The organism is Kribbella sp. NPDC004138, assembly GCF_053603655.1.
This window is the reverse complement of sequence record NZ_JBSGFZ010000001.1, coordinates 280,388-305,868: the sequence shown is the minus strand read 5'-3', so window position 1 is coordinate 305,868 and position 25,481 is coordinate 280,388. Positions and strand designations below refer to the sequence as shown.

The following is a 25,481-nucleotide window of genomic DNA, read 5'->3' as shown; positions in this document are numbered from 1 at the left end:
TGCGGGGCCGCGACCTTTGTACCTTGGCGGGCAAGACCGGCGCTCGAGCGACACGCGAACGGCAGGCGACAACCCGGGGTGCATTGCGAGCCGTAGTACTGCGAGACTGTGGCGGGTGAGTCCCAAGACGTTGTCGGATCTGGTAGCGCCGGACTGGGCCGAGGCGTTGGCCCCGGTCGAAGGCACTGTGGCGCAGATGGGTGAGTTCCTGCGCGGAGAGATCACCGCGGGCAGGGCCTATCTGCCGGCCGGGGAGAACGTGCTCCGCGCGTTCCACCGACCGCTGGCCGAGGTGAAGGTGCTCGTGGTCGGGCAGGACCCGTACCCGACGCCCGGACACCCGGTGGGGCTCAGCTTCTCGGTGGCCCCCGACGTACGGCCGATCCCGCGAAGCCTCGCGAACATCTACCGCGAACTGATGGCGGACGTCGACGTACCGGCGCCGTCCAACGGTGACCTGACGCCGTGGGCGGACCAGGGCGTGCTGATGCTGAACAGAGTGCTGACCGTGCAGCCCGGTAAGTCCGGCGCCCACCGCGGCAAGGGCTGGGAGAGCGTCACCGAGCAGGCCATTCACGCGCTGGTAGACCGCGGCGGCCCGCTGGTCGCGATCCTGTGGGGCCGCGACGCGCAGACCCTGAAGCCGATGCTGGGCAGTACGCCGTACGTCGAGAGCGCGCACCCGAGCCCCATGTCCGCGGACCGCGGCTTCTTCGGCTCGCGCCCGTTCAGCCGCGTCAACGCCCTCCTGGTGGAGCAAGGAGCGGAGCCGGTCGACTGGCGCCTCCCCTAACAGCTCTCACGCCGTACCGACGACGCGCCGGACCCATCGGGTCACGGCGCGTTGTTATGTGGCGAAAGATTTGTTCGAATGATCCATTGCAGGATCGTTCAACAATCTCCTAAGGTGAGCGGAATCGCCCTGTCCCTCCCGGGAGGAACCATGTGGGTTCTGCTCGCCATCGCGGTGGTGGTCGTCGGGTTTGCCCTCCGGATCAACTCGATGCTCGTCGTCACGGCGGCCGGTATCGTCGCCGGCCTGATCGGCGGCCTGTCGCCGGTCAAGATCCTGAACGCCTTCGGCGACGGCTTCGCCGGCAGCCGGTCCGTCACCGTCTTCATCGTCACGCTGCCCGTCATCGGGCTGATCGAGCGCTACGGCCTGCAGCAGCAGGCCCGCAAGCTGATCGGCAGGCTCAAGGTCGTCACCACCGGGCGCCTGCTGGCCGTCTACCTGCTGATCCGGCAGGGCACCGCGGCCCTCGGCCTGACCAGCATCGGCGGTCCCGCGCAGGCGGTCCGGCCGCTCATCCACCCGATGGCCGCCGGCGCCGCGGAACGCCGGTACGGCGGCAAACTCCCGGACAAGCTCCAGGAGAAGATCAAGGGTTTCGCGGCCAGCGCCGACACGGTCGGGCTGTTCTTCGGGGAGGACATCTTCGTCGCGATCGGCTCGATCCTGCTGATCACCGGCTTCGTCGACGCGACGTACGGCCTGCACCTGGAGGCGATCGACATCGCGCTCTGGGCGATCCCGACCGGCATCTGCGCGTTGCTCATCCACGGCGCCCGGCTGCTGCTGCTCGACCGCAAGCTGGACAGGCTCGCGGCCGAGATCAAGGCTGCGGAGAAGGAGGCGGCCCGATGATCAAGGTCGAGTGGTTCTACTGGCTCTGCGGGATCTTCTTCGTCCTGATCGCGCTCCAGGTCCTCAACGACCGCACCAACCCGAAGCGGGTCGGCAGCGCGGCGTTCTGGGGCATCCTCGGCCTGTCGTTCGGCTACGGCACGTTCGTGGTGAACAAGCAGGCACCGGCCTGGCTGCTGGGCATCGCGGTGATCGGCCTGGCGATGCTGGCCGGCTCCGGCTTCCCGGGCAAGGGCGAGGAGCGGACGACGACACCGGCCGAGCGGGTGCACCTCGCCGACCGGTTCGGCAACAAGCTCTTCCTTCCGGCGCTGGTGATCCCGGTGGTCGCGGCGATCTTCGGGGCCTGGCTGGCCAAGGTGAAACTCGGCGACGGCACGCCGCTGCTGCAGACCGGGTCCGCCACCATCATCGGCCTCGGGGTCGCGTCGATCCTCGCGCTGATCGTCGGCATGGTGCTGCTCAGGCCCCAGACCGGGGCGGTGGGGCGGGGAAGGAATGCAATACAGAACCCGGGCGTCCCGCTGCACGAAGGCCGGCGACTGCTGGAGCACATCGGCTGGGCGGCGATCCTGCCGCAGATGCTGGCCACGCTCGGCCTGCTGTTCAACGCCTCCGGTGTCGGGAAGGCCGTCGGCCGGGTCACCGATCACCTGATCCCGAAGGGCTCGCTGATTGCCGCGGTCGCGCTGTACTGCATCGGAATGGCGGTCTTCACGATCATCATGGGCAACGCGTTCGCCGCGTTCCCGGTGATGACGGCCGCGGTCGGCTGGCCGCTGCTGGTGCAGCAGTTCGACGGCACGCCCGCGGTCGTGTTCGCGGTCGGCATGCTGGCCGGCTTCTGCGGCACGCTCTGCACGCCGATGGCCGCGAACTTCAACCTGGTCCCAGCGGCCTTGCTCGAGATGAAAGACCAGTACGGGCCGATCAAGGCGCAGATCCCGACCGCGGTCCCGCTGCTGGCCTGCAACATCCTGGTCATGTACGTCTTCGCCTTCTAGAGGAGTCCCATGAAGTACGCCGCCGCCTGGGCGAACATCGCCTGCGAGGTGCTCGAGACTCCGTACCCGTACGGCACGGCCCACGCGTCGTACGGCCCGGACGACGTCGACGTGACCCCGGATCGCCTGCACCCGGCCTTCCACGGGTCCTACGACTGGCACTCCAGCGCACACATGCAGTGGTCCCTGGTCCGGTTGCTGACGCTGGCGCCGGACCAGGTCGGCAGCCGCCCGATCGAGGTGCTCGGCCGGCGACTGACGCCCGACGCGATCGCCGTCGAGGCCGCGTACCTGCGCGAGCGCCCGTCGTACGAACGCCCGTACGGCTGGGCCTGGGCGGCGATGCTGGTCGCCGCCTGCCGCAAGACGCAATGGGCGGACGCGGTCGCTCCGCTGGGTGAGGTGATCGCGGATCTGGTGCTCGCCTGGTTGCCGAAGCAGGCCTATCCGGTGCGCCACGGCGTCCACCTGAACTCGGCGTTCGCGCTCGCCTTGTTGCTGGAGGCGTACGACGAGCTGGGTCGCGCCGACGTGGTGGATGCGATCCGGGCCCGCGCGCTGGAGTGGTTCGGGGACGACACGGTGTACGACACGCGATTCGAGCCGTCGGGAACCGACTTCCTGTCGCCGGCGTTGTCGGAGGCCGAGCTGATGCGCCGGGTGCTGCCGGATGCCGAGTTCACGAGCTGGCTGTCCGCGTTTCTGCCCGGGCTGGGAACGAGCGCCCATGGGCATCTGCTCGAGGTGCCGATCACCGACGACTCGGGTGACGGGCAGTTGGCGCACCTGTCCGGGCTGGCGTTGTCACGGGCGTGGCAGTTGCGGACGATCGCACCGGCTCTCCCCGACGTGGCCGACCTGCTGCGGGCCGGTGCGGAGCGTCCGGTCGAGGCAGTGCTGCCGACGGTCACCGACGGAGACTTCATGTCGACGCACTGGCTGGTGTCGTTCGCCCTCCTGGCCGACCAGGCGTAGATCCGCCCTTTCCAACTCTGCCGTTCACCGCCGCGCGGACCAGATTCCGCGCGGCGATTGACACCTGCCGTCGTCCCGCCGTACGGTCTCCGGCTAATAGGAAACTTTCCTAACAGTTCGGATTCTCAGCGCGGCGAGTACCCGCGGGCGGCGAAGGGAGGCAGGGTTGGCTCATGGCAACAACACCCGGAACGCCGCGCCTGCTGCGCGCGATGAACGACCGCGCCGCCCTGGACCTGCTGCTCAGCCAGGGCCCGCTCTCCCGCACCACGCTCGGCAACCTGACCGGGCTGTCCAAGCCGACCGCGTCCCAGCTGCTCGCGCGGCTGGAGGCGGCCCGGCTGGTCCGTCCGAGCGGCACCACCGCCGGCCGTCCCGGCCCGAACGCGCAGCTGTACGAGATCAACGGCGACATCGCGTACGTCGGCGGTCTGGACGTGACCCCGACCCGGATCCGGGCCGCCGTCGCCGACCTGACCGGCAACGTGGTCGGCCACTACGAGCTGGCCACCCCGGGCCGCAGCGCCAAGGGCACGGTCGACCGCGTGGTCAAGGCGATCGAGGGCGCGGCCGGCGAGGCGGGTCTGAGCCGTGAGCGGCTGCACCGGGTCTCGATCGGCACCCCGGGCGGTTTCGACCCGACCACCGGCCGGCTGCGGTACGCGACCCACCTGCCCGGCTGGCACGCCCCGCACCTACTGGACGAGCTGGCCGCCGCGATCGCCGTACCGCTGGAGGTCGAGAACGACGTCAACCTGGCCGCGATCGCCGAGCAGCGGATCGGCCACGCCCGGCAGCACGGCAACTTCGTGCTGCTCTGGGGCGAGGAAGGCATCGGCGCCGCGATCGTCATCAACGGCCGCCTGCACCGTGGGGCGACCGGCGGCGCCGGCGAGGTCGCGTTCCTGCCGCTGCCGGGGACGCCGCTGGTCCGCAACGTCGGCCGCAACAACGCCGGCGGCTTCCAGGAACTCGCCGGCGGCGAGCCGGTCCTGGAGCTCGCCCGCTCGCACGGCCTGAAGGCCCGGACGCCGGAGGCCGCGATCGCCCTCGCCCTGCAGACCGAGGGCGCGGGCGACGACGTACTGACCGAGTTCGCCCACCGGCTCGCGGTCGGCCTGGCCGCGATCGTCGCGGTCGTCGACCCGGAGCTGATCGTGCTGGCCGGAGGTGTCATCACCGCGGGCGGCGAGCGGCTGCGGAGCCTGGTCCAGGACGAGCTCGCCGATCTCGCCGTACCGCGGCCGCAGCTGTTGATGACCGCGATCAGCACCGACCCCGTGCTCTCCGGAGCACTCCAGTCCGCACTGAGCACCACCCGCGACGAGGTCTTCGACACCGCGGGGCCACCCATCACCTAGTAGGAGACCGGATGCAGAGCTTCACCCGTGCCGTCATCGGCACCGCCGCCGTCGCGCTTCTCGCGACCGCCTGCACAGGGACATCGAGCGCACCGCAGGCCGACGACGATGCCACGAAGGACGTCAGCATCACCTTCTGGCACGGATGGAGCGCCCCCGGCGAGGCGGCCGCGATCGCGGCCGACGTCAAGGCGTTCGAGGCGAAGCATCCGAACATCCACGTGAAGGTCGTTGGCAACATCAACGACGACAAGATCAAGCAGGCGCTGCGGGCCGGCGGCGCCAACGCACCCGACGTGGTGTCGTCGTTCACCACCGACAACGTCGGCACGTTCTGCGCGTCAAACGTTTTCGCCGACCTGAAGCCGTTCCTGGACAGGTCGGGAATCGAGCTGGACACGACGTTTCCGAAACCGCTGCAGGACTACACGCAGTTCCAGGGAAAACGCTGCACTCTGCCGCTCCTGAACGACGCCTACGGCCTGTACTACAACAAGACCGCCTTCAAGGCCGCCGGCATCACAGCGCCGCCGAAAACGTTGTCCGAGTTCGACGCGGTCGCGAAGAAGCTCACCAAGGTCAAGGGCGACAGCTACAGCCGGCTCGGTTTCATGCCGAACTTCCACGGCTACGAATCGACCGCTACCCATTTCGCCGCGCTCTGGAACCCGACGTACTTCACGCCGGACGGGAAATCCAATCTGGCCAAGGATCCGGCGTTCGCCGCGATGCTGACCTGGCAGAAGAGTCTGGTCGAGCAGCTCGGCGGCTTCGCGAAGCTGGAGAAGTACCGCGCCACGTTCGGCGACGAGTTCGGCGCGAAGAACCCGTTCCACACCGGCCAGGTCGCGATGACGATGGACGGCGAGTGGCGGCTCGGGATGGCCCGCGAGGCCGGGGTGACGTTCGACATCGGCGTCGCGCCGTTCCCGGTGCCCGACGCACAGGCCGACAGCTACGGCAAGGGCTACCTGTCCGGCACGGTGATCGGGATCGCCGGCACCAGCCAGAAGCAGAACGCGGCCTGGGAGCTGGTGAAGTTCATGACCACCGACACCGACGCCGTGGTCAGCTTCGCCAACGCGATCCACAACGTGCCGTCGACGTTGGATGCACTCAAGTCCCCGGCGCTGACCGCGGACCTCAAGCCCTTCATCGGAATCGCCCAGCACGCGAAGAGCAACACCACCCCGGCCAGCCCGAACGGCGGCGCCTACCAGCTCACACTGCAGGACTTCGGCTACGCCCACGAAGCGGGCAAGGTGCCTGACCTGGCCGCCGGCCTGGCGAAGACCGACGAGCAGATCGACAAAGACCTGGCCCAGGCGAAATGACGTCGCTGAGGCAGAAACACCGCACCGAGACGCTCCGCAACCTCGCCTTCCTGTCCCCCTGGCTGATCGGGGTCAGCGTCTTCTTCCTCTACCCGCTGGTCTCGACGGTCTACTTCAGCTTCATGAAGTACGACGGGTTCACGCCGCCGACCTGGACCGGCTGGAGGAACTGGCAGTACGTCTTCACCGACTACCCGTTCTTCTGGCCCGCACTGCGCAACACCCTGTGGCTGGTCGTCGTCATGGTCACGCTGCGGGTGGTCTTCGGGCTCGGCATCGGCCTGCTGATCACCAAGGTCAAGACCGGCGCCGGCTTCTTCCGGACGGCGTTCTACCTGCCGTACCTGGCCCCTCCCGTCGCCGCGACCATGGCGTTCGCGTTCCTGCTCAACCCCGGCACCGGGCCGGTCAACAGCATCCTCGGCAGCATCGGACTGCCGCAGCCGGGCTGGTTCAACGAACCCGCCTGGTCGAAGCCGGCCCTGACCATGCTGGCGTTGTGGGGCATCGGCGACCTGATGGTCATCTTCATGGCGTCCCTGCTCGACGTACCGCAGGAGCAGTACGAGGCGGCGTCGCTGGACGGAGCGGACGCGTGGCAGCGGTTCCGGTACGTGACACTGCCGAACATCTCGCCGATCGTGCTGTTCGCCGTCGTCACCGGCGTCATCCAGACGATGCAGTACTACACGCAGCCGCTCGTCGCCGGAAAGGTGGCGAGTGGCGTGATCGGCGGGGCGGGCCAGCAGTTCGAGCCCGGATACCCGGACAAGTCCACGCTGACCTTGCCGCAACTCGTGTACCACCTGGGCTTCCAGCGTTTTGACACCGGCGGGGCCTCGGTCATCGCCCTCGTGCTGTTCGCGCTCGCGATGGTGTTCACCGCCTTCCTGATGCGGTCGATGAGTGAGAGGAGCGCGGCATGACCGCCACCGCGATCTCGTCTCCGGTCACGCTGACGCCGGCCGCGCGCACGGCACGCCGTACCCGATTCCTGCACTGGATCGGTGTCCATTCACTGGCCATCGCGGCCGCACTGTTCTTCGTGCTGCCGTTCGTGTTCATCTTCCTCACCGCACTGATGAGCGACCAGCAGGCGCTCACCCGCGACCTGTGGCCGGACAGCTGGCATTGGGAGAACCTGCGGACCGTCTGGGAGACACCCGGCTTCCTGACCTGGTGGAAGAACACCTTGCTGTACGCCGGACTCGGCACGGCGCTCACGTTGCTGTCGAGCATCCCGGTCGCTTATGCCCTGGCCCGCTTCACGTTCCGCGGCCGTAACGTCGTACTGATGCTGGTGATCGCCACGATGATGCTGCCGCCGCAGGTGGTGATCGTGCCGATGTACCTGTTCTGGGCCAAGCAGCTGCACCTGTCCGGGACGCTCTGGCCGCTGATCATCCCGATGGCGTTCACCGACGCGTTCTCGGTGTTCCTGCTGCGGCAGTTCCTGCTGACGATCCCGAAGGACTACGTGGACGCCGCCAAGGTCGACGGTTGCGGCGAGTTCAAGGCGCTGGTCCGGATCGTACTGCCGATGGCGAAGCCCGCGATCGCGGCCGTGGCGCTGTTCCAGTTCTTCTACTGCTGGAACGACTACTTCGGCCCACAGATCTACGCCAGCGAGAACCCGGCCGCTTGGACCCTCAGCTACGGCCTGGAGTCCTTCAAGGGCGCACACCACACGAACTGGAACCTCACGATGGCAGCCACGCTCCTGGTGATGGCCCCGGTCATCATCTTGTTCTTCTTCGCCCAAAAAGCCTTCATCGAGGGCGTCACACTGACAGGGGTCAAGGGATGAAACTGACAGTCGTCGGTGGCGGGTCCACCTATACGCCTGAACTCGTCGACGGATTCGCCCGGCTGCGGGACACATTGCCGGTGTCGGAGCTGGTGCTGGTCGATCCGGTGGCCGACCGGCTGGAGCTGGTCGGTGGGCTGGCGCGGCGCATCTTCGCGAAACAAGGCCATGCCGGCCGGGTCATCACGACCTCCGACCTGGACGCGGGCATCGACGGTGCGGACGCCGTCCTGCTGCAGCTGCGCGTCGGCGGGCAGGCGGCGCGCAACGAGGACGAGACCTGGCCGCTGGAGTGCGGCTGCGTCGGTCAGGAGACGACGGGTGCAGGCGGTCTCGCCAAGGCGCTGCGAACCGTGCCCGTCGTGCTGGACATCGCCGAGCGGGTACGGCGTACCAACCCGGACGCGTGGATCATCGACTTCACCAACCCGGTCGGCATCGTCACGCGGGCCCTGCTGTCGCATGGGCACAAGGCCGTCGGACTGTGCAACGTGGCGATCGGGTTCCAGCGCCGGTTCGCCGCGATGCTGGGTGTCACGCCCGAGGAGGTGGCGCTCGACCACGTCGGGCTGAACCACCTCACCTGGGAGCGAGCGGTCCGCGTCAACGGCGAAGACATGCTGCCGAAGCTGCTCGCCGACCACCTCGGCGAGATCTCCGACGACCTGCATCTCCCGTCCCACGTCGTACAGCAGCTGGGCGTCGTACCGTCGTACTACCTGCGCTACTACTACGCGCACGACGAGGTGGTGCAGGAGCTGCGCACCAAGCCGTCCCGGGCGGCTGAGGTCGCTGCACTCGAGAAAGAGCTGCTGGACATGTACGCCGACCCGCAGCTCGACGAGAAGCCCGCCCTGCTCGAGAAGCGCGGCGGTGCGTACTACTCGGAGGCCGCCGTCGCACTCGCCTCGTCACTGCTCAACAACACCGGTGACGTCCAAGTGGTCAACACGCTCAACAACGGCACGCTCCCGTTCCTGGCCGGCGACGCGGTCATCGAGGTGCCAGCCACGGTGAACGCACAGGGCGCAAAGCCGCTGCCGGTGTCTCCACTGGAACCTTTGTACGCCGGACTGGTCGCGCATGTGACGGCGTACGAGGACTTGGCGCTCGAGGCCGCTGTGAAGGGTGGAGCCGAGCGCGTGTTCCAGGCGCTGCTGTCGCATCCGCTGGTCGGCCAGATCGCTGTCGCGCAAGAGCTGACGGACAAGCTGCTGGCGCACAACAAGGACTACCTGCCGTGGGCGCGCTAGTTCCGGGCGGCGTCCTCGCCTTCGACGCCGGCAACAGCAAGACGGACGTCGCACTGGTCGCCGCCGACGGCACAGTACTCGGTACGGCGCGTGGCGCCGGTTTCGAACCGCAACGGATCGGTCCGGCCGCAGCCGTCGACGGACTGGAGCCACTGGTGCGGGCTGCCGCAGCGGAGGCCGGTCTGCGCGTTGGCGACGTACCGCTGGTGCAACACATCTCGGCGTGCCTGGCCAACGCCGATCTGCCGGTCGAGGTCGAGCAACTGACCGCTGCCTTCGAGCACCGCCGCTGGGCCGAGTCGGTGTACGTCGCCAACGACACGTTCGCCCTGCTCCGGTCCGGAGTCGACGAGCCGCGCGGGGTCGCAGTGGTGTGCGGAGCGGGCATCAACTGCTCGGGCATGCTGCCGGACGGGCGGACCGCGCGCTTCACGGCGCTGGGCAAACTGACCGGCGACTGGGGCGGCGGCGCACAGTTGGCCGAGGAGGCGTTCTGGTCGGCGTCACGGGCAGAGGACGGACGCGGTCCGGCGACCGTGCTGCGGACCGCGTTGCCGACGCACTACGGGCTGCCGACACTGACCGCGGTGATCGAGGCCTTCCACCTCGGCGACCTGCCGGCCGAGCGGCAGCTGGAAGCCGGGCCGGTACTGTTCCAGGTCGCGGCCGCCGGTGATCTTGTTGCCCTGGGCATCGTTCAGCAGCAGGCCGAGGAGATCGTCGCGATGGCCTCGAGCGCGTTGCGGCGGCTCGACCTGCTCAGCGAACCGGTCACGGTGGTGCTCGGCGGCGGCGTCCTTACCGCGGGGCACCCGATCCTCCTCGACCAGGTCACGCGGTTGCTCGCCGAGATCGCCCCGAAAGCGGTGCCGCGCGTCGTCGACGTACCGCCGGTGGTTGGCGCGGCGCTGCTCGGCCTTGACCACACCGCCGCCGGAGCGAGCGCTCAGGAACGGCTGCGTGCGGCGTTCGCGCCACCGCCGGCGGCCTGATATTGCAGCCGTGTTTCATTCGAGACCGATGCAAACTCCCGAGTGCGGTGTGGCGTCCCACGAGTAGGACCACATCCACTCGGGAGGTCGATGATGATTCGAAGGATCATGGGTCTCGGCGCCACCACCGCACTCGCGGTGACCGCACCGCTGCTCCTCACCGGTGCCGCGCCGGCCGATGCGACAACCACCACCTGCCGCGGTTCCGCGGCGAGTGTCTCCGCAGTGACGTACGCCGACCGGCTCGTCCGCGCATGGGGTAGCGGAGACACCGCGACCGCCGGTTGCTACGCCTCGACGGCCACCTCACGCACGCTCTTCGGACAGGCGTCGCCCGGCGGCATCCACTGGCGGCGCGTCTCCACCGAGGGCGCCGCGGGGACGATCTATGTGACGTACCACGACGATGCGCGCGGCGGGAACCTGACGATCGGCGTCCAGAACGTCGGCCTGCGCGCGGCGAACGGCTGGCACGCGGCGTACACCGCCAAGTTCACCGGCGAACCGAAGGCGTGGAACGCGGTCCAATGGGCCGACAACCTCGTCCGCGCCTGGGGCCGCGGTGACACGAAGTGGACGGCGTACTACGCGACGCCTCGCGCGGCGCAGCAGCTGCACGCGGTCGCGGCGACGGGCGGCCCGCACTGGACGCGGATCGCCACCGAGGGCGCAGCCGGCACGACGTACGTGACGTATCGCAACGACGTCACCCGGCACACGCTGGCGATCGGCGTGTCGAATGTCGGGCTGTCACAGGGCGACGCGCACGCGGCGTACACCGTGCAGTACCACTAGTTCCTTGAGCTCGACCTGCTTCGGTGTAATCATGATTACATGAGTACGCAGACAGAGCAGGAGAAGGTGCGGGGCTGGCTGACCGGGCGGTTGCCCGGCGACTGGTTCGAGGGCGAGACCGAGCTGGAGATCGACCGGGACGAGATCCTGATCGTCGGCCGGATCCCCGCACCCGAGCAGACCAAGGACGTGAGCGCCGCCGAGCGCTCCGCCGCCGAGAGCGGGCGGATCAAGCAGTTCCGTGAGGACACCCGCGACCGCCGGATCGAGATCGCCCGCGAGTTGGAGCACGCCACCCGGCGCAAGGTCGCGTGGGGCGTGCGCTGCGGTGAGACCAGGACCGTCTTCACCTCGCTGTCCGCGCCGGTGATGACCAGACTCCGCCAGCCCGAACGCCAGGTCCTCGACACCCTCGTCGACGCCGGCGTGGCCCGCTCCCGCAGCGACGCCCTCAGCTGGTGCGTCAAACTCGTGGCCCAGCACAGCGAGACCTGGCTGGCCGACCTCCGCGAGGCGATGACAAAGGTCGAAGAGGTCCGCAAGGCAGGCCCCGACAACAACTGACAGGCCCCCGCACCTGTCTGCTGTTGCTGAGCAACGGGCGGCAACCCGGTGGGGTTGCCGCCCGTTCTCGAGGAGAATCCGCTCGATTACTGCCCCTGCGGCCAGTTGCCGTTCGGCGGGGTTCCGTTGGACCAGTTGCCGGCACTGTGCGCGGCTGGGTGCTGCTCAGGCTGCGCCTGCGGCATCTGCTGCGTGGGCTGCGGGTAGTCGCCCTGGTACTCGCCTTGGTACTCGGCTTGGCCTTGGTAGCTGCCCTGGTAGTTGCCCTGGGCCGGGTACGCGGCCGTGCCGTTGTCCATGCCGTTCTGGTCGGCGGGCTTGACCATCTTGTCCTTGTCGAACAGGTTGCCCAGTGCGCGACCGGCCATCTCGCGACCCCCGAGGCCGAAAGCGAGACCGAGAGCGAGCGCGCCGCCCGCGAGCACGATCAGCAGCGTGTTGCCGGTGAGCTGGACGGCGACGCCGAGCTGGGTCAGGGCGGCGAACGCGGCGTACACCAGGACCGCGTACCGGGCCACCTTGGCGAGGGTCTCGTTCCCGGTCGCGCCGCGGATGATCGCGGCCAGGAAGTTGGCGAACAGCGCCGCCAGGCAGACGATCACGATCGCAGCGAAGATCCGCGGGATGTAGCCGAGCATGTCGCTCATGAAGTTCGAGATCTCCGGCACGCCGAGCGCCGAGGCGAACATCGTGAAGCTGATCAGGAACACGAACCAGAACACGACCTTGCCGAGCATCGCCGAAGCGGTCAGCCCCGTGCCCGACCGTTGCAGCACGCCGGAGACGCCGGCCCGTTCCATCCAGCCGTCGAACCCGACCCGGCCGAGCAACCGGCCGACGAGATTGCCGAGGATCTTGGCCACGAAGTAGCCGACGACCAGGATGACCAAACCGCCCAGCAGGTTCGGGATGAACGACAGCAGTTTGCTGAAGGCATCTTCGAACGGCTGGGTGAAGTCGATTGCTAATGCTGACATCGGATGAACCCTTCCGACTGGCCCGCATCCGCTGTCGGCACAGGACTGCACCAACCCCGGCACGGGCGGATGCAGTGGTGTCCAGTATGACTCGTACCCTCAGGTGCCGAAGGCAAACAGTTCTCCGGGCGCGGCGAGCAACGAAGGGTGTTTGCATAAGGCAATCACTGTCTTCACGCTTCGGTCCTTACCCTGGCGGCTGAACCGCTTCAGGCGTTTGCGATCCTGTGGGTATGAACGATGTGCTGATCCGCCGGGCCACCGCCGCCGACGTCGCCGCGATCGTCGCGATGATCGCCGACGACCAACTCGGCGCCACCCGCGAGTCGCTCGACGACCTGACGCCGTACCTGGCGGCCTTCGAGCAGATCGACGCCGACCCCAACCAGCTGCTGATGGTTGCCGATCGCAACGACGAGGTGATCGGCACGCTGCAGCTCACGATCATCCCCGGCCTGTCCCGCCGCGGCTCCACCCGCGGCCTGATCGAGGCCGTCCGCGTCGCCGCCCCCGCCCGCGGCTCCGGCCTCGGCAGCACCCTGATCCGCTGGGCCGTCGAGGAGTCCCGCACCCGCGGCTGCGCCCTCGTCCAACTCACCTCGGACAAAACCCGCACCGACGCCCACCGCTTCTACACCACCCTCGGCTTCACCAATTCCCACGAGGGCTTCAAACTAAAGCTCAGCTGACCCGCTTCGCCGGAGCGGTGAAGGTGTTGCACGACGCCGGGTTCGCGCTGCCGAAGGCCCGGATCGACCAGTAGCCGTGATTCTTGCGAGAGCCGTGGTCGCGGACCTCGCCGTACTCGTCGCCGACGTGCTGGACGATGTAGCGCCAGATCTCCAGGCGCTCCCCGGACAGCCGGAAGGCCGCCTTGTTGGCGCCCAGGAAGGCCGCACCGAGGCAGCTCGCCTGCAACTCCTTGCGACGCCGCACCTCGAGCTGACCCGTCTCGGACTTCCCGTGCATCAACTCGGTGTACAGCGTCAGAATGCCGACCGACCGTTGCACGTGGTGGCCGTACTCGTGCGCGATCATCCGTTGGAAGTCGATCGTGTTCGCCACCGGGTCGTCCGCACCTAGGTACCTCTCCACCGCGAAACAGATCTTCCCGGTGAGGCCGCTCCAATGGTAGAACGCGCCGGAGGTCGTAGGTGGGTCCGAGCACTCCGGCGTCGCCGCCGGACGCTTCGAGGAGTAGGCGAACACCTCAGGCGGAGTCAGAACCGCGTCGGACTTCTCCACTACGGGTGCCCACGCTTCGTCCATACACCCGACAAGCACCTTGGCATACGCGACCATCGCCGCCTTGGAGGTCAGGTTCGGCTGCGGCAGCGCGCACCGCACAGCGGGCACCTTGCCTGCTGAGTAGAGCTTGTGGTGCAGCACCGGGTCGGTCAGATTCGACCAGTCGGTCGGAGCCGGCCGGCCAGGTGTGGACCGCCGCGTCGGCGTGGGTATCGGTGTTCGCGTGGGTGTAGGTGTGGGCGTCGCCGCCGGGATGCTCGTCGGCGACACCACCGCAACGGGCTCGGTGCGCGCACAGCCGACCAAGCCGAACAAGGCGCCGATCGCGATCACCGCCTTCAGCCGACGGAGCATCAACTCACCTTGGCGGGTGGGGCGGTGAAGGTGTTGCAGAGTTTGGGGTCGGCGGCCTTGAAGGCGGGTTCGGACCAGAGCCAGTGGTTCTTGCGGGAGCCGTGGTCGCGGATCTTTTTCGGGTTGTACTCGTCGCCGCTGTGCTGGGTCTCCCACTCCCACAGCTCCAGCTTGCGGCCGGTGAGGCCGAGCGCCTGCTTGTTCGCACCGAGGAAGGCCGCCCCGAAGCAGCTGGCCTGTAACTCCGTACGCCGGCGCCACTCGAGCTTCTCCGCCGGCGCCTTCTCCCAGCCCTCGCGAGACCAGGCGGCGGTCAGCATCTCGGTGAGGTTCTGCACGTGGTGGCCGTACTCGTGCGCCATCGTGTCGATCATCCACACCCGCGCCGCGAGCGGCTCGTCCTTGTAGTACTTCAGGTCCTTCTTCCAGCTGACGTAGATGCTCTCGTCGGCCGGACAGTAGAACGCGACGTTCTCCTGACCGGTGCAGCTCGCGGAGGTGGTCTGGTTCGTCTGCAGGACGACCTTCGGCGCCCGGAACGGATATCCGGACTTCTTCAGCACCGGAGCCCACGCGTTGTTCAGGCAGGGGAGCAGAGCCCGGTAGTACCTGAGGATCGCCGACTGCGAGTTCGGTTTGATCGCCGGCTCCTTGCAGGTGACAGTCGCCACCTTGCCCGCGCTGTAGATCTCGTTGAAGCGGAGGCGGATCACGTCCGGGACCACGGGAGCCGTGACGGTGACGGTGGGGTCCGGGGGGACGGGGAGTGGGGCCTCGGACTTCTTGACCGACGGCTGGGAGAGGGGGCGTTGGACGCCGTACGAGTTGACCAGCTTGAAGCCGCCGATGGTGGCCGCGGTCAGCATCACGACGACCAGGATCGACAGGCCCGCGACGACGGGGCGGGAGTACTGGCGCGGCGGCGCGGCCGGGGCGGGCTCCGTGGTGAACTGGGCGCCGGAGCGGGACGGGTTCGAGTGCCAGCCGGACGGACGGGAACCGCCGACGCGGCGGGTGCCGGTCAGCGGCGGGAGCGGGCCTCCGGTGAGCGGCGCGGCCGGCGGGCCGCTGTACTCGCTCGTGGTGCCGGGCTCGGTGGGCAGCGGACGGGCCTTGCGGCGCATCGACGACTCGTCGAACGATGTCGAGCGCGCCCTGCCCAGACGGGCAGGTTGTGCGGTCTGCAGGGTCAGCGGACGCGAACCGGGTGCGGGATCGCCGCCGGACAGGAAGTGTCCGGGTTCCGGCGTACCCTCCTCGGACTCAGGCATCGTTCGCTCCCTTACGTTCAGCTGACCTTGGCGGATGCTGCGACGAAAGTGTTGCAGGCTCCCGGGCTGGTTGTCGCGAAGCCCTGGTTCATCCACAGCGCGAGGCTCTTGCTGGAGCCGTGGTCGCGGACCTTGTCCTTGGTGTGCTCGTCGCCGCGCCGCTGGATCAGGCCGGTCCACTGGCGCAGCAGTTCGCCGCGCAGCGGGAAGCTCGCCTTGGCCGCCCCGAAGAACACGGCGCCGAAGCAGTACGCCTGCAGTGCGGAGCGCCGCTGCACCTCGAGCTGGGCGTTCTTGTTCGCCGCGGTGTCGGCGAGGTTGTCGGCGGCGTCGGCCATCCCGGTCAGGCTCTGCACGTGGACGCCGTACACGAAGCCGAAGGACTGCGCCATTTCCGCGCGCACCTCGGCCTTGTTCTTCGGGTAGTCCTCGACGACGGTCTGCCACGGCATGGTCACGCTGCCGCCGTGCTCGTCCTGGCAGTACAGCGCGAGATCGTGCTGGACGCCGCACGCGGTCTCGTCACCGTCGTCGAAGATGATCAGGTTCGGCGACCGGAACTCGAATCCGGCCTTCGCGACGACCGGCTGCCACGCCTTGTCCAGGCACGCGGTGAGCGCCTGGTAGTACGAGCGGACGTTCTCCTTCGACGTGGGGCGGAACGCCGGCTCCGGGCAGTTCGCCACCGCCAGCCGGCCCACGGAGTAGATCGCGTTCTTGCCGACGATGTCGGCGTCCGGCGTCCCCTTGCCGACCGGTTCCTGGGTGGCGGTCGTCCCGCCGCTCGGCTTCGTGGACGGCATCGGGGTGCTGACGAAGCCGTCCGAGGAGAGCACCTTGACCGCGAACGTCGCGCCGCCGGCGAGGAACAGCAGCACCGCGACGACCATCAACGCGATCAGGGCCTTCGACCGCTTCTTCGGGACGAACGGCACCGGTTCGGGGTGGAACACCTCCCGGTACGCCGCGGCCGCCCGGTCACCGGCCGGCGGCGGTCCGAGCCGGCTGCCGGACAACGTCGTACGGCGGGAGTCGATCCGGGACCCGGTCAGTTGCGGCGGGGCCGGCGGCGCGTCGCCGCCGAGGCGCGGTGTGGGTGCCGCCAACGGCGCAGCCCCGCCCGCCGTACGATCATCGGCCGTGCCCTGCTCACCATCGCCACCCGGCAGGAAATGCCCAGGCTTGGGTGCCGGCTTGTCCGCCATAGTTTCCGCTTCTCCCCAGTAACCGGACTTTGCCCGGTCCCACCCGATCCGTCGAACGGGCCGGAACACCCCCGGTGCCGGCCGCCGGCTGATATTACGGCCTGGACCGCGATGCGGAGAACCGGATTGCAGCTATTGACACCGTTCCGCGACCGTATCCACACACCGTGGTCAGCTGACTACGCTGCCGTGGGCCAGGAAGTGTGGGCTGCCGGCCTGGAGTCTGGGGTCGGATTCGACCTGCCGGGCCAGGAGGACGGCGGCGGGAAGCAGGCCGTCGACGGTGTCCGGCGCGGCGTTCTGGAGGATGTTGGCCGCGGGGCCTTCCACACCCAGGACCTCGACGCCGGCGAGGCCGGCTGCGGCGAGTTCGGTGGAGAGTTCGTCGGCGTGGTGGAAATAGGCGACCGTGAAGCCGGAAGAGCCGTCGATGCTGCCGGAATGGAAAGCGTCCACGAAGAGCGGCAGGCTCTCGTCGGTGAGCGTTCCGTTGCTGCCGGCCTCCAGCAGACCGCCGAACCGGTTGATCGCCGCCGCGACCACTACCCCGCCCGGCCTCGTCACCCGGACCGCCTCGGCCAGCGCCTGAGCACGGTCGGCAGCGTCGACCAGGTGGTAGAGCGGCCCGAGCAGCAGCGTCACGTCCACGCTCGCGTCCGCCTGCCGCAGCGCCCGCGCATCGCCGACCTCGGCAGCGAAGGTGCCGATCGCCGCCGCCTGCTCCACGTGCTCGTCCACCGGATCCACGAGCGTCACCTGATGCCCGTCCGCTGCGAGCCAGCGCGCGTGGACGCCGGTCGCGCCACCGACGTCCAGTACGACGGCCGCGGGCGGCAGCCAGCGGCGCAGCAACTCCTGGGTGCGCAGGTACTCGAGCCGGCCGTGCCCGGGGACGACCAGCCGGTCGTTCTCGAGGTACCGGTCCCGATAGAAGGAACGAATTGCCGGATCAAGTTCAGTCATCCACCCACTGTGCGGGACGAAAATGCCGGGCACACCAGGTTTTGCCGCCGCTACCCTGTGCCGGTGACGGACCTGAAGCACGACGCCTACCCACGCTCCAGCACGTACGACGCCGAGTGGCTGCTGGCCCGCGACATGGGCCCGAATCCCCTGTGGCTGCTGGAGGATCTCGCCCGCGACCTCGACCTGCGCCCCGGCCAGCGTGTGCTCGACCTCGGCTCCGGGAAGGGCGCCACCGCGGTCTTCCTCGCCAAGGAGTACGGCGTCCAGGTCTGGGCCGCCGACCTGTGGATCGACCCGACGGACGCCGCCGCGCACATCGACCGCGACGACGTCGTGACGCTGAAGGCCGAGGCCCATGCGCTGCCGTTCGCGCAGGGGTTCTTCGACGCCATCGTCTGCATCGACGCGTACGAGTACTTCGGCACCGCGGACAACTACCTGCCCTACATCACGAGCTTCCTCAAACCCGGCGGCCAGTTCGGCGTCGCGACGCCCGCGATGCGGCAGGAGGTCCGCGAGCTCGGCCACATCCCGGAGCACATCAAGAAGGCGGTCGGGTGGGAGGCGCTCGCCTGGCACACGGCCGACTGGTGGCGGTTCCAGTGGGAGATCACGGAGCTCGTCGACGTCACCGCGGCGCGACTGCAGGACAACGGCTGGGCGGACTGGATCCGCTGGTCGCGCGCGGTTTCGGAGTTCCGCGGCGAGGACAAGAGCACCCTCGAGATGCTCGAGGCCGACAACGGTCAATACCTGACCTTCGCCGTCCTCGCCGCCCGCAAGCGCTGACCCGCCTGGCATGCTGGGGGCATGAGCTGGGCTGTCTATGCGATGCGCGGACCAGGAGGCGTACGGCGCCTCGACGATCTACCGGTCGACTACGAGCCGCCGGCGGTGGGTCTCGTCACCGACGTGGTGGCCACCGTCCGGGAAGTGGTGCCGGACGTGGACACGAGCAAGCCGTCCTGGCTGGCGCTGCGAAGTCCGGAGTACGACGTCGAGATGACGATCGGCAAGGGCGTCGAGGTCCGGGACATCACCTTCTACCTCAACGACGGCCCGCGCTCGATCCCGATCGTGATGGAGATCAGCCGGCGGCTCGGCGTCACGCCGTACGACACCGAGTCCGGCGATTTCCTCACCGAGGAGTCCCGGCCGCCGGTCCCGCCGCCGATGACGCCGGACGAGATCAAGATGAACAAGCCGAAGTGGTGGAAGTTCGGCCGTAAGTAGGTCCGGTATTCAGGACCTGGTGGCGACCAGGGTGCCGATCTTGTTGATCCGGTGTTCGGGGTTGCCGAGTTCGTCGTGCCAGTAGTTGCCGGCCGCGTGATCCTCAGGGGTGGCGCAGGTGGAGATCGTGATCATGGCGCTCGTCGGCGTGGCGCCGGGGTTGCCCGGTACGGCGGCGTTCTGCTGTGCCTTCTCGGCGGGCTTGCGGAACGAGATCGTCATCGTCCGGGTGACCAGGTAGTCGTACTCGATTCCGCCGGCGGTCACCAGGATGTGGTCGCCCTCACGCAGGTCCGGCGCGTGTTCGAGGGGCCGGTTGTGGCTGACGCGGTGGCCGGTGACGATGAAGTTCCCGATCTCGCCGGGGCCGACACCGCCGGCCCGGCCGCGCGGGCTGGCGGCGAAACCGCGGTCCTGGATCCGGGTGCCGGGGCGGTCGTCCGCGGTGCCGGTGTAGGCGACCACGCGCAGGTTACGCACGCCGATGGCAGGAATCGACATCGTCACCGGCCCCGCCGCCGTCGGCCTCGCGGGCGTCGGGGTACGGCTCGGCGAGCGGGCCGGGGACGGCGGCGCGGAGCTGGACGGCGTGGGGTTCGACGGAGTCCCGCTGGTTGGCGGGTCAGCGGTGGTTGGCGGGGCGGAACTGGTGGACGGCAGGGGCGACTCGCCGGACGGAGCGACGTCGCTGCATCCGACCAGCGCCAGCACCACGACCAGAGCGCCTACCAGCCTCACCCCTCGACGGTAGACACAAGGGCCGAAAACTGCCCGAAAGGGCAACCGCTCGGCCGCTCGACAGGCCTCAGCCCGGCAGGCTCGACAGGTAGTGCACCCGCGAGACGCCGTACGCGCGGACCCGATCACGCTCAGGTGCACTACCCGCCCCGCCGACACCTCCTGTCGAGCGGGCTCTCAGTCCAGCAAGGTCAGCTCGGCCGGTCCGAGCCGCAGAACGCCGGACGTGAGCGGCGTCGCACGGATACCGCCACGCCCGCGCAGCGCCTTCATCGCGCCAGGTGCCAGGACCTCGTCCATCCACGCGCACGGATTGGCCGGCCGGTTGGCCTGGAAGGTGACCGGCCCGTCGCCCGAGTCCAGCACGAACTGCCGGCCGGCGACCCGGGTACCGTCGGCGGAGCGGTGCGCCGCGAGTTCGTCGATCGGGAAGCCGCGCAGGACGATGTTGCGCCGCGTGAGCCGCGGGTCGAGCGGCGCGGGCAGGCCGAGCTTGTCCTGCACTTCATCCAGCGCAGCCGCGTCGATCAGCGTGACGGCGGCGTTCTTGTGGATCGACTGCGCGTAGTACCGGTCGCCAACGATCCCCAGGCCGGCGCGGAGCTCGATCGACGCGCGGTCGGTCGGCTCGGGGTCGGGGCGCGGCCCGTCCTGCGGGCGCCCTTCGTAGGCGTGCCGGCTGGAGACCACCAGTGCGATGACGTCGACTCTCATGGTTCAGCCCCAGGTGAGCGGGTCGAGGAGACGGAAGAAGTGCAGGCGGCGCTGGTCCGGATCCGGGACGCCGTACGCCTCGAGGAACGGCGCCGGGTCGGCCGACCACTCGTCGTGGAGCTGGATCGTGGTGAGCGCGAGGTCGGTGTACCGGTCGGAGACGCCGAGCCGGCCGAGATCGATCAGCCCGGTGACCGCCAGGGTGTCAGGGTCGAAGAACACGTTCGGCAGGCAGGCGTCGCCGTGGCAGACGACCGGCTCCAGGACACTCTCGACATAAGGGCGCTCGGCAACTACCTGCGCCAGCAGATCGGCAGGATCCAGCCGGCGCCACTCGTCGGTGAGGAACTGCGGATTCACCGCACCCCGCCGTACGACATCGGCCGCGGTCGCGATCACCTGCTCCAGTAGACGCTCGAACGGGCAGTCCTTCAGTGCATGCAGGTCGCGCAGCGCTGCACCCAGACTCCGCATCGCGCGCTCGTGGGTTCCGGGCGGCAGAGTGTCGGCAGGCACACCGGGAACGGCCGACGTCGTCAGGCACGCACCGTCGGGCGAGTCCGTCCAATCGACGACCGTCGCCCCTGGGAAGCCTGTCCCCGCGAGCCACTCGACGCGGTCGCGCTCGGCTGTCAGATCCGCGATCCCCTCGGGTCCGCAGCACTTGGCGAACACGTCGCCGCGCCGGTAGACGGACAGACCGGACTCGCCGATGTCGACCGGGGCCCAGTCGTCAGACGATGGCGTGAGCAAGTCTCTCCCTCGTGTGCTGGAGGATCGCGGTCACCGGCCGCCCGGTCACCAGCTTGCCGTCGGCAACGAAACCTTCCTCGCGACCGGTCAGGTCCTGGATCAACCGCTCGCGCCACAGGTCCCGCAGCTCGGGTTGCGTTTTCGCCAGGTTCCGTAGCTCACCGGGATCGTCGACCAGGTCGAACAGCTGCTCCACGCCGCGCTCGGATCCCCAGACGTACTTGGTCTTCCCGTCCGTCACCCACTGGATCGACTGCCCGAAGTGCAGGTGCTCGCCGTGCAACCACTCCCGCACCGGCACCGACTCCCCGCGCAGGAACGGCGCCAGCGACACCCCGTCGACCGACGCCGGGATCGGCACGCCGGCCAGGTCCAGCAACGTCGGCATCACGTCGCGCAACTCGACCACCTGATCCACCACCCCACCGCGCACAGAACCAGCCGAGGCGCGATCCGCGACGATGAACGGCACCCGCGCCGACCCCTCGTACGGCACCGACTTCCGGAACATCCGGTGGTCGCCCATCATCTCGCCGTGGTCGGACGTGAACGCGAAGATCGTGTCGTCGTACACTCCGAAGTCGACCAGCGCCTCCCGAATCCGGTTGATCTGCAGGTCGATCTGCGCCATCAGGCCGTAGTACCCGGCCCGCGCGCGGTGCACGACCCGGTCCGGCAAGTCCCCGATCGACGCCTGGTAGTCCCCGTCCGTACGGAACTCGTCCCAGTCGCCCTCCCAGTCCCCCAGCTCCCGCTCGTACGGCGGGAGCGCGTTGTACTGGTCGAACGCCCACGCCGGCGGGTCGTACGGCGGGTGCGGCCGATGGAACGACAGATACAGGAAGAACGGCCGCGACGGGTCGCGCCGGTAGAGCCACTCGATCGTCTGCGTGCCGATCCAATGCGTCGGGTGCAGCTCCTCCGCCTTGTCCCACGGCCGTGCGACCACCGAGTTGCAGTTCACCCCGTGGTCGAAGTACTCCGCGTCCGGCGACACCCCGGGCTGCCGCCGCAGCCAGGGCACGTAGTCGTCGAAGAACCCGAACTGCTGCCGATGCGTACGCCGGGCGTGGTGCAGGAACCCGTCGTGCAGGACCACGTCGTCGAACCCGAGCCGCGCCCGCTCCGGCCAGACGTGCATCTTCCCGATCGCCTGCGTGTGGTACCCCGCCCGGCGGAACTCGCCCTGCACCGTCGCCGGATGCGCGGCGTCGAACGGTACGCCGTCGGTGTACCCGACCCGCCCGTGCCGCTCCTGCGACTGCCCGGTGAACAACGCCACCCGGGCCGGCACGCACGTCGGCGTCGCGGAGTAGCCGCGGCTGAACCGCACCCCGGTGCGCGCCAGTTCGTCCAGGTGCGGCGTCTCGACGTACGGGTGGCCGGCGCACGACATCGCGTCCCCACGCCACTCGTCGACACAGATCAGTACGACGTTGGGTTGACTCAAGAAGACTCCCGAACGATCAGCTGCCAGGGGAAATCGAACACTTCGCCGGGCGCGCCCTCGCGGTCGGTCAGCCGCCCGACGATGATCTTGGCCAGCGCCTCGTTGAAGTCGACCGGTCCGACCGTCGACAGCGACGGGTCGAGATGCTCGCCCTCGGGCGTGTTGCCGACGCCGACGATCGCCAGCTCCCGCGGTACGTCGATCCGCAGCCGGTGCGCCGCCCGGACGGCGGCGATCGCGGCGAAGTCGGTCGTGCAGTAGATCGCCGTCGGCCGGTCCGGCTTGGTGAGCAGCGCCATCGCGGCCCGGTACGCGCCCTCGGGGTGCTGCTCGAAGATCTCGATGTCCTGGTCGCGGATCGGCTTGTCCGCCGCGCGCAGGGTGTTCAGATACGCGTCGAAGCGGGCGAACCCGGTGGTCCGTGAGGTGAGCGCGCCGACCCGGTCGTGATGCTCCAGCAGGTGCTCGACCGCGAGATGGCAGCGCGGCTCGGCGCCGGACCGAATCACGTCGAAGCCCTGCGGCTCCAGGGTTTCGCTGAACACGACGATCTGCACGCCCTGCGCCGCGAACGCGGCCAGCTCCGCGATCTGCTCCGGGGCCGGCGCGATGCTGTCGATGAAGATCACGTCGGGCGTCCGGTTCGCCAGCACGGTGCGCCAGTCCCCGTCGGCGACGATCAGCGCGGTCTTGCCGAGCGGGGTCACCGCCGTACTGACGGTGGCCGCGACCGCCTGCGACCACGGGTCCGCGAGCACGTTCAGCGACAGCAGGACCAGGTCCGACTTGCCGGTACGGATCGCGCGGGCCGCGTCGTTGCGCCGGTAGCCCAGGCGCGACGCGGCCTCGCGGACCCGGTCCGCTGTCGAGTCCTTGATCGTGTGGCTGCGGTGCCGTCCGGACAGCACGTAGGACACGGTCGCGACCGAGACACCGGCCTCCTTCGCGACCATCCGCAGCGTCGGCCGCTCAGCCAAAGGTGAGGACATATGTCGATTCTTGCAGATCAGCCCTTGACCGCACCGGTGATGACGCCCTTGGTGAAGTGCCGTTGGAGGAACGGATACACCATCGCGATCGGGACCAGTGCGACCACCACCACGGCCATCTGCAGCGACTGGGGCTGCGGCGGCGGATGGACGCCAAGCTGGTCCGCGGACAGGGACTTGCCCTGCAGGACGTAGGTCCGCAGGATCACCTGGACCGGCCACTTCGAGGTGTCGTTGAGGTACAGCAGGGCGTTGAAGAACGCGTTCCAGAACCCGACCGCGTAGAACAGGCCGACGACTGCGATCACCGCCTTCGACAGCGGCATGACGATGCGGCGCAGGATGGTGAAGTCGCTCGCGCCGTCGATCCGCGCGCTCTCCAGCAGCTCGCCCGGAACATTCATGAAGAAGGTGCGCAGGACAACGAAGTTGAAGGCGCCGAGCGCGCCCGGCAGGATCAGCGACCACAGGCTGTCGAGCAGTCCGAGCTGCTTCACCACCAGGAACATCGGGATGATGCCGGGCGCGAACAGCAACGTGAACAGCACCATCAGCAGCACCGGCCGCCCGAACAGCACCGGCCGTGACGTGGCGTACGCGAGCGCGATGGTGACGGCGAGCGCGATCGCCGTACCGACCAGCGTCACGAAGACGCTGACCAGGATCGCCCGTCCCATCAGGCCGCCGGAGAACAGCGTCTGGTACGCCTTGAACGTCGGATGCGACGGCCACAGCACGTACCCGCCCGCGTCGATGATGTCCTTGTCGCTGGCCAGCGACGTCGAGATCACGACCAGGATCGGGATCACGATGACGAGCGCGAAGCCGCCCAGGACGACGGCCTTGATCGCCTGGTACGCCGGAGAAGGGTTTTCCTTCCACACCGGTCTCATGAAGCGCCTCGTTTCTGGAAGATGCCGGGCTCACCCAGGCGGTGGGCCAGCGCGTTGGCGCCCCACAGGAGAAGGGCTCCGACGACGCCCTTGGCCAACCCGGCCGCGGCGCCGCTGCTCCAGTCACCGCCGACCACACCGGCGTAGTACGTGAACGTGTCCAGTACTTCGGCGGCGCCCGGTCCGACCGAGTCGCGTTGCAGGATGAACTGCTCGAAGCCGACGCTGAGGATGTCGCCGATCCGCAGGATGAGCAGCAGCACGATGACGGTGCGCAGCGACGGCAGCGTGATGTGCCACAGCCGCCGCCAGCGCCCGGCGCCGTCCGCCGCGGCGGCCTCGTACAGCGACACGTCGACCGTGGTCAGCGCCGCGAGGAAGATGATCATCGCCCAGCCGGCGTCCTTCCAGATCAGCTGCGCGACGACGAGCAGCGGGAAGGTGTCCGGGTTGGTCATGAACGGGATCGGGTCCAGGCCGGCCTGCCGGAGCAGGTTGTTGACGAATCCGGCGCCGCCGAGCGACTGCTGGAACAGGGTCACGACCAGCACCCAGGACAGGAAGTGCGGCAGGTACGCGATGGTCTGGAACCAGCGCCGAAAACGGTTGCTGACCAGCGAGTCGACGATCAGCGCCAGCCCGATCGGCACCGGGAAGAACAGCAGCAGCTGGACGCCGGCCAGCACCAGCGTGTTCCGCAGCGCGTCCCAGAAGTCCGGGTTGTCGTACAGGTTGAGGAAGTTCTGCAGGCCGTTCCACTCGCTGTGCATGATGCCGAGGTACGGCTGGAAATCCTGGAAAGCGACCACGTTTCCGAGCACCGGCAGGTAGAAGAACACCAGCAGGAACAGCACGCCGGGGATCATCAGCAGCACCATCTGCCAGTCCCGGCGCCATTTCGCCTTCAGCGGCAGGCCGTTGGCGACCTGCCGCTTCGAGGAGTTCGGCTTCAGCATC

General features: G+C 68.7%; 28 protein-coding genes. 16 read left to right on the top strand and 12 right to left on the bottom strand.

The window, feature by feature from the left end; translation table 11 throughout:
* Positions 1-115 precede the first annotated feature (115 nt).
* The 12 genes from ACWEOO_RS01430 to ACWEOO_RS01375 all read left to right on the top strand — a co-directional run bounded on the left by ACWEOO_RS01430 (position 116) and on the right by ACWEOO_RS01375 (position 11,733).
* Entirely contained in the window at positions 116-793 is a 678-nt protein-coding gene (locus ACWEOO_RS01430) for a uracil-DNA glycosylase (protein WP_359938413.1), read from the top strand.
* Positions 794-943: 150 nt separating this feature from the next.
* Positions 944-1,648, top strand: coding sequence for a DUF969 domain-containing protein (locus ACWEOO_RS01425; RefSeq protein WP_452141255.1), 705 nt, complete (start codon positions 944-946; stop codon positions 1,646-1,648).
* Positions 1,645-2,652, top strand: a complete 1,008-nt coding sequence (locus ACWEOO_RS01420) for a DUF979 domain-containing protein (RefSeq protein ID WP_452141254.1) — start codon at positions 1,645-1,647, stop codon at positions 2,650-2,652. Before ACWEOO_RS01425 ends, ACWEOO_RS01420 begins: the two co-directional genes overlap by 4 nt.
* Before the next feature lie 9 nt (positions 2,653-2,661).
* Positions 2,662-3,627, top strand: coding sequence for a DUF2891 family protein (locus ACWEOO_RS01415; RefSeq protein ID WP_452141253.1), 966 nt, complete (start codon positions 2,662-2,664; stop codon positions 3,625-3,627).
* 173 nt (positions 3,628-3,800) lie between these two features.
* Positions 3,801-4,988 (top strand): ROK family protein, encoded by a 1,188-nt coding sequence (locus tag ACWEOO_RS01410; RefSeq protein WP_452141252.1) that lies wholly within the window; start codon positions 3,801-3,803, stop codon positions 4,986-4,988.
* A gap of 11 nt (positions 4,989-4,999) precedes the next feature.
* Entirely contained in the window at positions 5,000-6,322 is a 1,323-nt protein-coding gene (locus ACWEOO_RS01405) for an ABC transporter substrate-binding protein (protein ID WP_452141251.1), read from the top strand.
* Positions 6,319-7,248 carry a carbohydrate ABC transporter permease gene (locus ACWEOO_RS01400; RefSeq protein ID WP_452141250.1) on the top strand — a complete coding sequence of 310 codons (930 nt, stop codon included), beginning with the start codon at positions 6,319-6,321 and terminating at the stop codon, positions 7,246-7,248. The genes ACWEOO_RS01405 and ACWEOO_RS01400 overlap by 4 nt, the downstream gene beginning before the upstream one ends.
* Positions 7,245-8,129, top strand: a complete 885-nt coding sequence (locus tag ACWEOO_RS01395; protein ID WP_359938392.1) for a carbohydrate ABC transporter permease — start codon at positions 7,245-7,247, stop codon at positions 8,127-8,129. The genes ACWEOO_RS01400 and ACWEOO_RS01395 overlap by 4 nt, the downstream gene beginning before the upstream one ends.
* Positions 8,126-9,382 carry a 6-phospho-beta-glucosidase gene (locus ACWEOO_RS01390; protein WP_452141249.1) on the top strand — a complete coding sequence of 419 codons (1,257 nt, stop codon included), beginning with the start codon at positions 8,126-8,128 and terminating at the stop codon, positions 9,380-9,382. Before ACWEOO_RS01395 ends, ACWEOO_RS01390 begins: the two co-directional genes overlap by 4 nt.
* On the top strand, positions 9,370-10,374 hold the full coding sequence (locus ACWEOO_RS01385) for an N-acetylglucosamine kinase (RefSeq protein WP_452141248.1): 1,005 nt from the start codon (positions 9,370-9,372) through the stop codon (positions 10,372-10,374). Before ACWEOO_RS01390 ends, ACWEOO_RS01385 begins: the two co-directional genes overlap by 13 nt.
* A 90-nt stretch (positions 10,375-10,464) precedes the next feature.
* Complete coding sequence (locus ACWEOO_RS01380) at positions 10,465-11,169, top strand: hypothetical protein (RefSeq protein ID WP_452141247.1); 705 nt, start codon at positions 10,465-10,467, stop codon at positions 11,167-11,169.
* Positions 11,170-11,208: 39 nt separating this feature from the next.
* Complete coding sequence (locus tag ACWEOO_RS01375; protein WP_452141246.1) at positions 11,209-11,733, top strand: hypothetical protein; 525 nt, start codon at positions 11,209-11,211, stop codon at positions 11,731-11,733.
* Positions 11,734-11,819: 86 nt separating this feature from the next.
* Here the strand turns inward: ACWEOO_RS01375 and ACWEOO_RS01370 are convergent, their stop codons facing one another.
* On the bottom strand, positions 11,820-12,710 hold the full coding sequence (locus tag ACWEOO_RS01370; RefSeq protein ID WP_452141245.1) for a membrane protein: 891 nt from the start codon (positions 12,708-12,710) through the stop codon (positions 11,820-11,822).
* Between the two features lie 233 nt (positions 12,711-12,943).
* Here ACWEOO_RS01370 and ACWEOO_RS01365 point away from each other — a divergent pair, with 233 nt between their 5' ends.
* Complete coding sequence (locus ACWEOO_RS01365) at positions 12,944-13,399, top strand: N-acetyltransferase family protein (RefSeq protein ID WP_452141244.1); 456 nt, start codon at positions 12,944-12,946, stop codon at positions 13,397-13,399.
* On the opposite strand, the gene ACWEOO_RS01360 is transcribed toward ACWEOO_RS01365, so the two are convergent.
* The 4 genes from ACWEOO_RS01360 to ACWEOO_RS01345 form a co-directional block, all read right to left on the bottom strand.
* Positions 13,392-14,312 (bottom strand): neutral zinc metallopeptidase, encoded by a 921-nt coding sequence (locus tag ACWEOO_RS01360; protein ID WP_452141243.1) that lies wholly within the window; start codon positions 14,310-14,312, stop codon positions 13,392-13,394. The two genes, ACWEOO_RS01365 and ACWEOO_RS01360, sit on opposite strands and share 8 nt — an antisense overlap.
* The gene (locus tag ACWEOO_RS01355) at positions 14,312-15,583 is read right to left on the bottom strand and encodes a neutral zinc metallopeptidase (RefSeq protein WP_452141242.1); all 1,272 of its coding nucleotides are present in this window, start codon (positions 15,581-15,583) and stop codon (positions 14,312-14,314) included. Before ACWEOO_RS01355 ends, ACWEOO_RS01360 begins: the two co-directional genes overlap by 1 nt.
* Positions 15,584-15,600: 17 nt before the next feature.
* Entirely contained in the window at positions 15,601-16,788 is a 1,188-nt protein-coding gene (locus ACWEOO_RS01350; RefSeq protein ID WP_452141241.1) for a neutral zinc metallopeptidase, read from the bottom strand.
* A 171-nt stretch (positions 16,789-16,959) separates the two neighbouring features.
* Positions 16,960-17,751 carry a class I SAM-dependent methyltransferase gene (locus ACWEOO_RS01345; RefSeq protein WP_452141240.1) on the bottom strand — a complete coding sequence of 264 codons (792 nt, stop codon included), beginning with the start codon at positions 17,749-17,751 and terminating at the stop codon, positions 16,960-16,962.
* Positions 17,752-17,814: 63 nt separating this feature from the next.
* On the opposite strand from ACWEOO_RS01345, the gene ACWEOO_RS01340 reads away from it, so the two are divergent.
* A complete protein-coding gene (locus ACWEOO_RS01340) occupies positions 17,815-18,543 on the top strand; it encodes an SAM-dependent methyltransferase (RefSeq protein WP_452141239.1) in 729 nt (242 codons plus the stop codon).
* 21 nt (positions 18,544-18,564) lie between these two features.
* The gene (locus ACWEOO_RS01335) at positions 18,565-18,987 is read left to right on the top strand and encodes a hypothetical protein (protein ID WP_355696031.1); all 423 of its coding nucleotides are present in this window, start codon (positions 18,565-18,567) and stop codon (positions 18,985-18,987) included.
* A gap of 9 nt (positions 18,988-18,996) precedes the next feature.
* Here ACWEOO_RS01335 and ACWEOO_RS01330 read toward each other — a convergent pair whose 3' ends face one another.
* Positions 18,997-19,488: a class E sortase gene (locus ACWEOO_RS01330; protein ID WP_452141238.1), complete on the bottom strand. Its 492-nt coding sequence runs from the start codon at positions 19,486-19,488 to the stop codon at positions 18,997-18,999.
* Between ACWEOO_RS01330 and ACWEOO_RS01325 the strand changes: the two genes are divergently transcribed.
* Positions 19,472-19,738, top strand: a complete 267-nt coding sequence (locus ACWEOO_RS01325; protein WP_452141237.1) for a hypothetical protein — start codon at positions 19,472-19,474, stop codon at positions 19,736-19,738. The genes ACWEOO_RS01330 and ACWEOO_RS01325 overlap by 17 nt on opposite strands.
* Before the next feature lie 164 nt (positions 19,739-19,902).
* Here ACWEOO_RS01325 and ACWEOO_RS01320 read toward each other — a convergent pair whose 3' ends face one another.
* The 6 genes from ACWEOO_RS01320 to ACWEOO_RS01295 are packed head-to-tail and all read right to left on the bottom strand — an operon-like array spanning position 19,903 to position 25,480.
* On the bottom strand, positions 19,903-20,439 hold the full coding sequence (locus tag ACWEOO_RS01320) for an MOSC domain-containing protein (RefSeq protein WP_452141236.1): 537 nt from the start codon (positions 20,437-20,439) through the stop codon (positions 19,903-19,905).
* Between the two features lie 3 nt (positions 20,440-20,442).
* Entirely contained in the window at positions 20,443-21,192 is a 750-nt protein-coding gene (locus tag ACWEOO_RS01315) for a phosphotransferase (RefSeq protein ID WP_452141235.1), read from the bottom strand.
* The gene (locus ACWEOO_RS01310) at positions 21,173-22,642 is read right to left on the bottom strand and encodes an arylsulfatase (protein ID WP_452141234.1); all 1,470 of its coding nucleotides are present in this window, start codon (positions 22,640-22,642) and stop codon (positions 21,173-21,175) included. Before ACWEOO_RS01310 ends, ACWEOO_RS01315 begins: the two co-directional genes overlap by 20 nt.
* Complete coding sequence (locus tag ACWEOO_RS01305; RefSeq protein ID WP_452141233.1) at positions 22,639-23,631, bottom strand: LacI family DNA-binding transcriptional regulator; 993 nt, start codon at positions 23,629-23,631, stop codon at positions 22,639-22,641. Before ACWEOO_RS01305 ends, ACWEOO_RS01310 begins: the two co-directional genes overlap by 4 nt.
* Positions 23,632-23,648: 17 nt before the next feature.
* Positions 23,649-24,524, bottom strand: a complete 876-nt coding sequence (locus ACWEOO_RS01300) for a carbohydrate ABC transporter permease (RefSeq protein ID WP_355474079.1) — start codon at positions 24,522-24,524, stop codon at positions 23,649-23,651.
* Positions 24,521-25,480, bottom strand: a complete 960-nt coding sequence (locus tag ACWEOO_RS01295) for an ABC transporter permease (protein ID WP_359938337.1) — start codon at positions 25,478-25,480, stop codon at positions 24,521-24,523. The genes ACWEOO_RS01300 and ACWEOO_RS01295 overlap by 4 nt, the downstream gene beginning before the upstream one ends.
* Position 25,481 lies beyond the last annotated feature (1 nt).

Coding starts and splice junctions, on each gene's coding strand:
- ACWEOO_RS01325 (WP_452141237.1), top strand. CDS start 19,472: ATGGCAGGAATCGACATCGTCACCGGCCCCGCCGCCGTCGGCCTCGCG.
- ACWEOO_RS01410 (WP_452141252.1), top strand. CDS start 3,801: ATGGCAACAACACCCGGAACGCCGCGCCTGCTGCGCGCGATGAACGAC.
- ACWEOO_RS01425 (WP_452141255.1), top strand. CDS start 944: ATGTGGGTTCTGCTCGCCATCGCGGTGGTGGTCGTCGGGTTTGCCCTC.
- ACWEOO_RS01300 (WP_355474079.1), bottom strand. CDS start 24,524: ATGAGACCGGTGTGGAAGGAAAACCCTTCTCCGGCGTACCAGGCGATC.
- ACWEOO_RS01400 (WP_452141250.1), top strand. CDS start 6,319: ATGACGTCGCTGAGGCAGAAACACCGCACCGAGACGCTCCGCAACCTC.
- ACWEOO_RS01390 (WP_452141249.1), top strand. CDS start 8,126: ATGAAACTGACAGTCGTCGGTGGCGGGTCCACCTATACGCCTGAACTC.
- ACWEOO_RS01420 (WP_452141254.1), top strand. CDS start 1,645: ATGATCAAGGTCGAGTGGTTCTACTGGCTCTGCGGGATCTTCTTCGTC.
- ACWEOO_RS01365 (WP_452141244.1), top strand. CDS start 12,944: ATGAACGATGTGCTGATCCGCCGGGCCACCGCCGCCGACGTCGCCGCG.
- ACWEOO_RS01320 (WP_452141236.1), bottom strand. CDS start 20,439: ATGAGAGTCGACGTCATCGCACTGGTGGTCTCCAGCCGGCACGCCTAC.
- ACWEOO_RS01345 (WP_452141240.1), bottom strand. CDS start 17,751: ATGACTGAACTTGATCCGGCAATTCGTTCCTTCTATCGGGACCGGTAC.
- ACWEOO_RS01380 (WP_452141247.1), top strand. CDS start 10,465: ATGATGATTCGAAGGATCATGGGTCTCGGCGCCACCACCGCACTCGCG.
- ACWEOO_RS01330 (WP_452141238.1), bottom strand. CDS start 19,488: ATGTCGATTCCTGCCATCGGCGTGCGTAACCTGCGCGTGGTCGCCTAC.
- ACWEOO_RS01295 (WP_359938337.1), bottom strand. CDS start 25,480: ATGCTGAAGCCGAACTCCTCGAAGCGGCAGGTCGCCAACGGCCTGCCG.
- ACWEOO_RS01335 (WP_355696031.1), top strand. CDS start 18,565: ATGAGCTGGGCTGTCTATGCGATGCGCGGACCAGGAGGCGTACGGCGC.
- ACWEOO_RS01355 (WP_452141242.1), bottom strand. CDS start 15,583: ATGCCTGAGTCCGAGGAGGGTACGCCGGAACCCGGACACTTCCTGTCC.
- ACWEOO_RS01415 (WP_452141253.1), top strand. CDS start 2,662: ATGAAGTACGCCGCCGCCTGGGCGAACATCGCCTGCGAGGTGCTCGAG.
- ACWEOO_RS01375 (WP_452141246.1), top strand. CDS start 11,209: ATGAGTACGCAGACAGAGCAGGAGAAGGTGCGGGGCTGGCTGACCGGG.
- ACWEOO_RS01305 (WP_452141233.1), bottom strand. CDS start 23,631: ATGTCCTCACCTTTGGCTGAGCGGCCGACGCTGCGGATGGTCGCGAAG.
- ACWEOO_RS01395 (WP_359938392.1), top strand. CDS start 7,245: ATGACCGCCACCGCGATCTCGTCTCCGGTCACGCTGACGCCGGCCGCG.
- ACWEOO_RS01370 (WP_452141245.1), bottom strand. CDS start 12,710: ATGTCAGCATTAGCAATCGACTTCACCCAGCCGTTCGAAGATGCCTTC.
- ACWEOO_RS01350 (WP_452141241.1), bottom strand. CDS start 16,788: ATGGCGGACAAGCCGGCACCCAAGCCTGGGCATTTCCTGCCGGGTGGC.
- ACWEOO_RS01360 (WP_452141243.1), bottom strand. CDS start 14,312: ATGCTCCGTCGGCTGAAGGCGGTGATCGCGATCGGCGCCTTGTTCGGC.
- ACWEOO_RS01405 (WP_452141251.1), top strand. CDS start 5,000: ATGCAGAGCTTCACCCGTGCCGTCATCGGCACCGCCGCCGTCGCGCTT.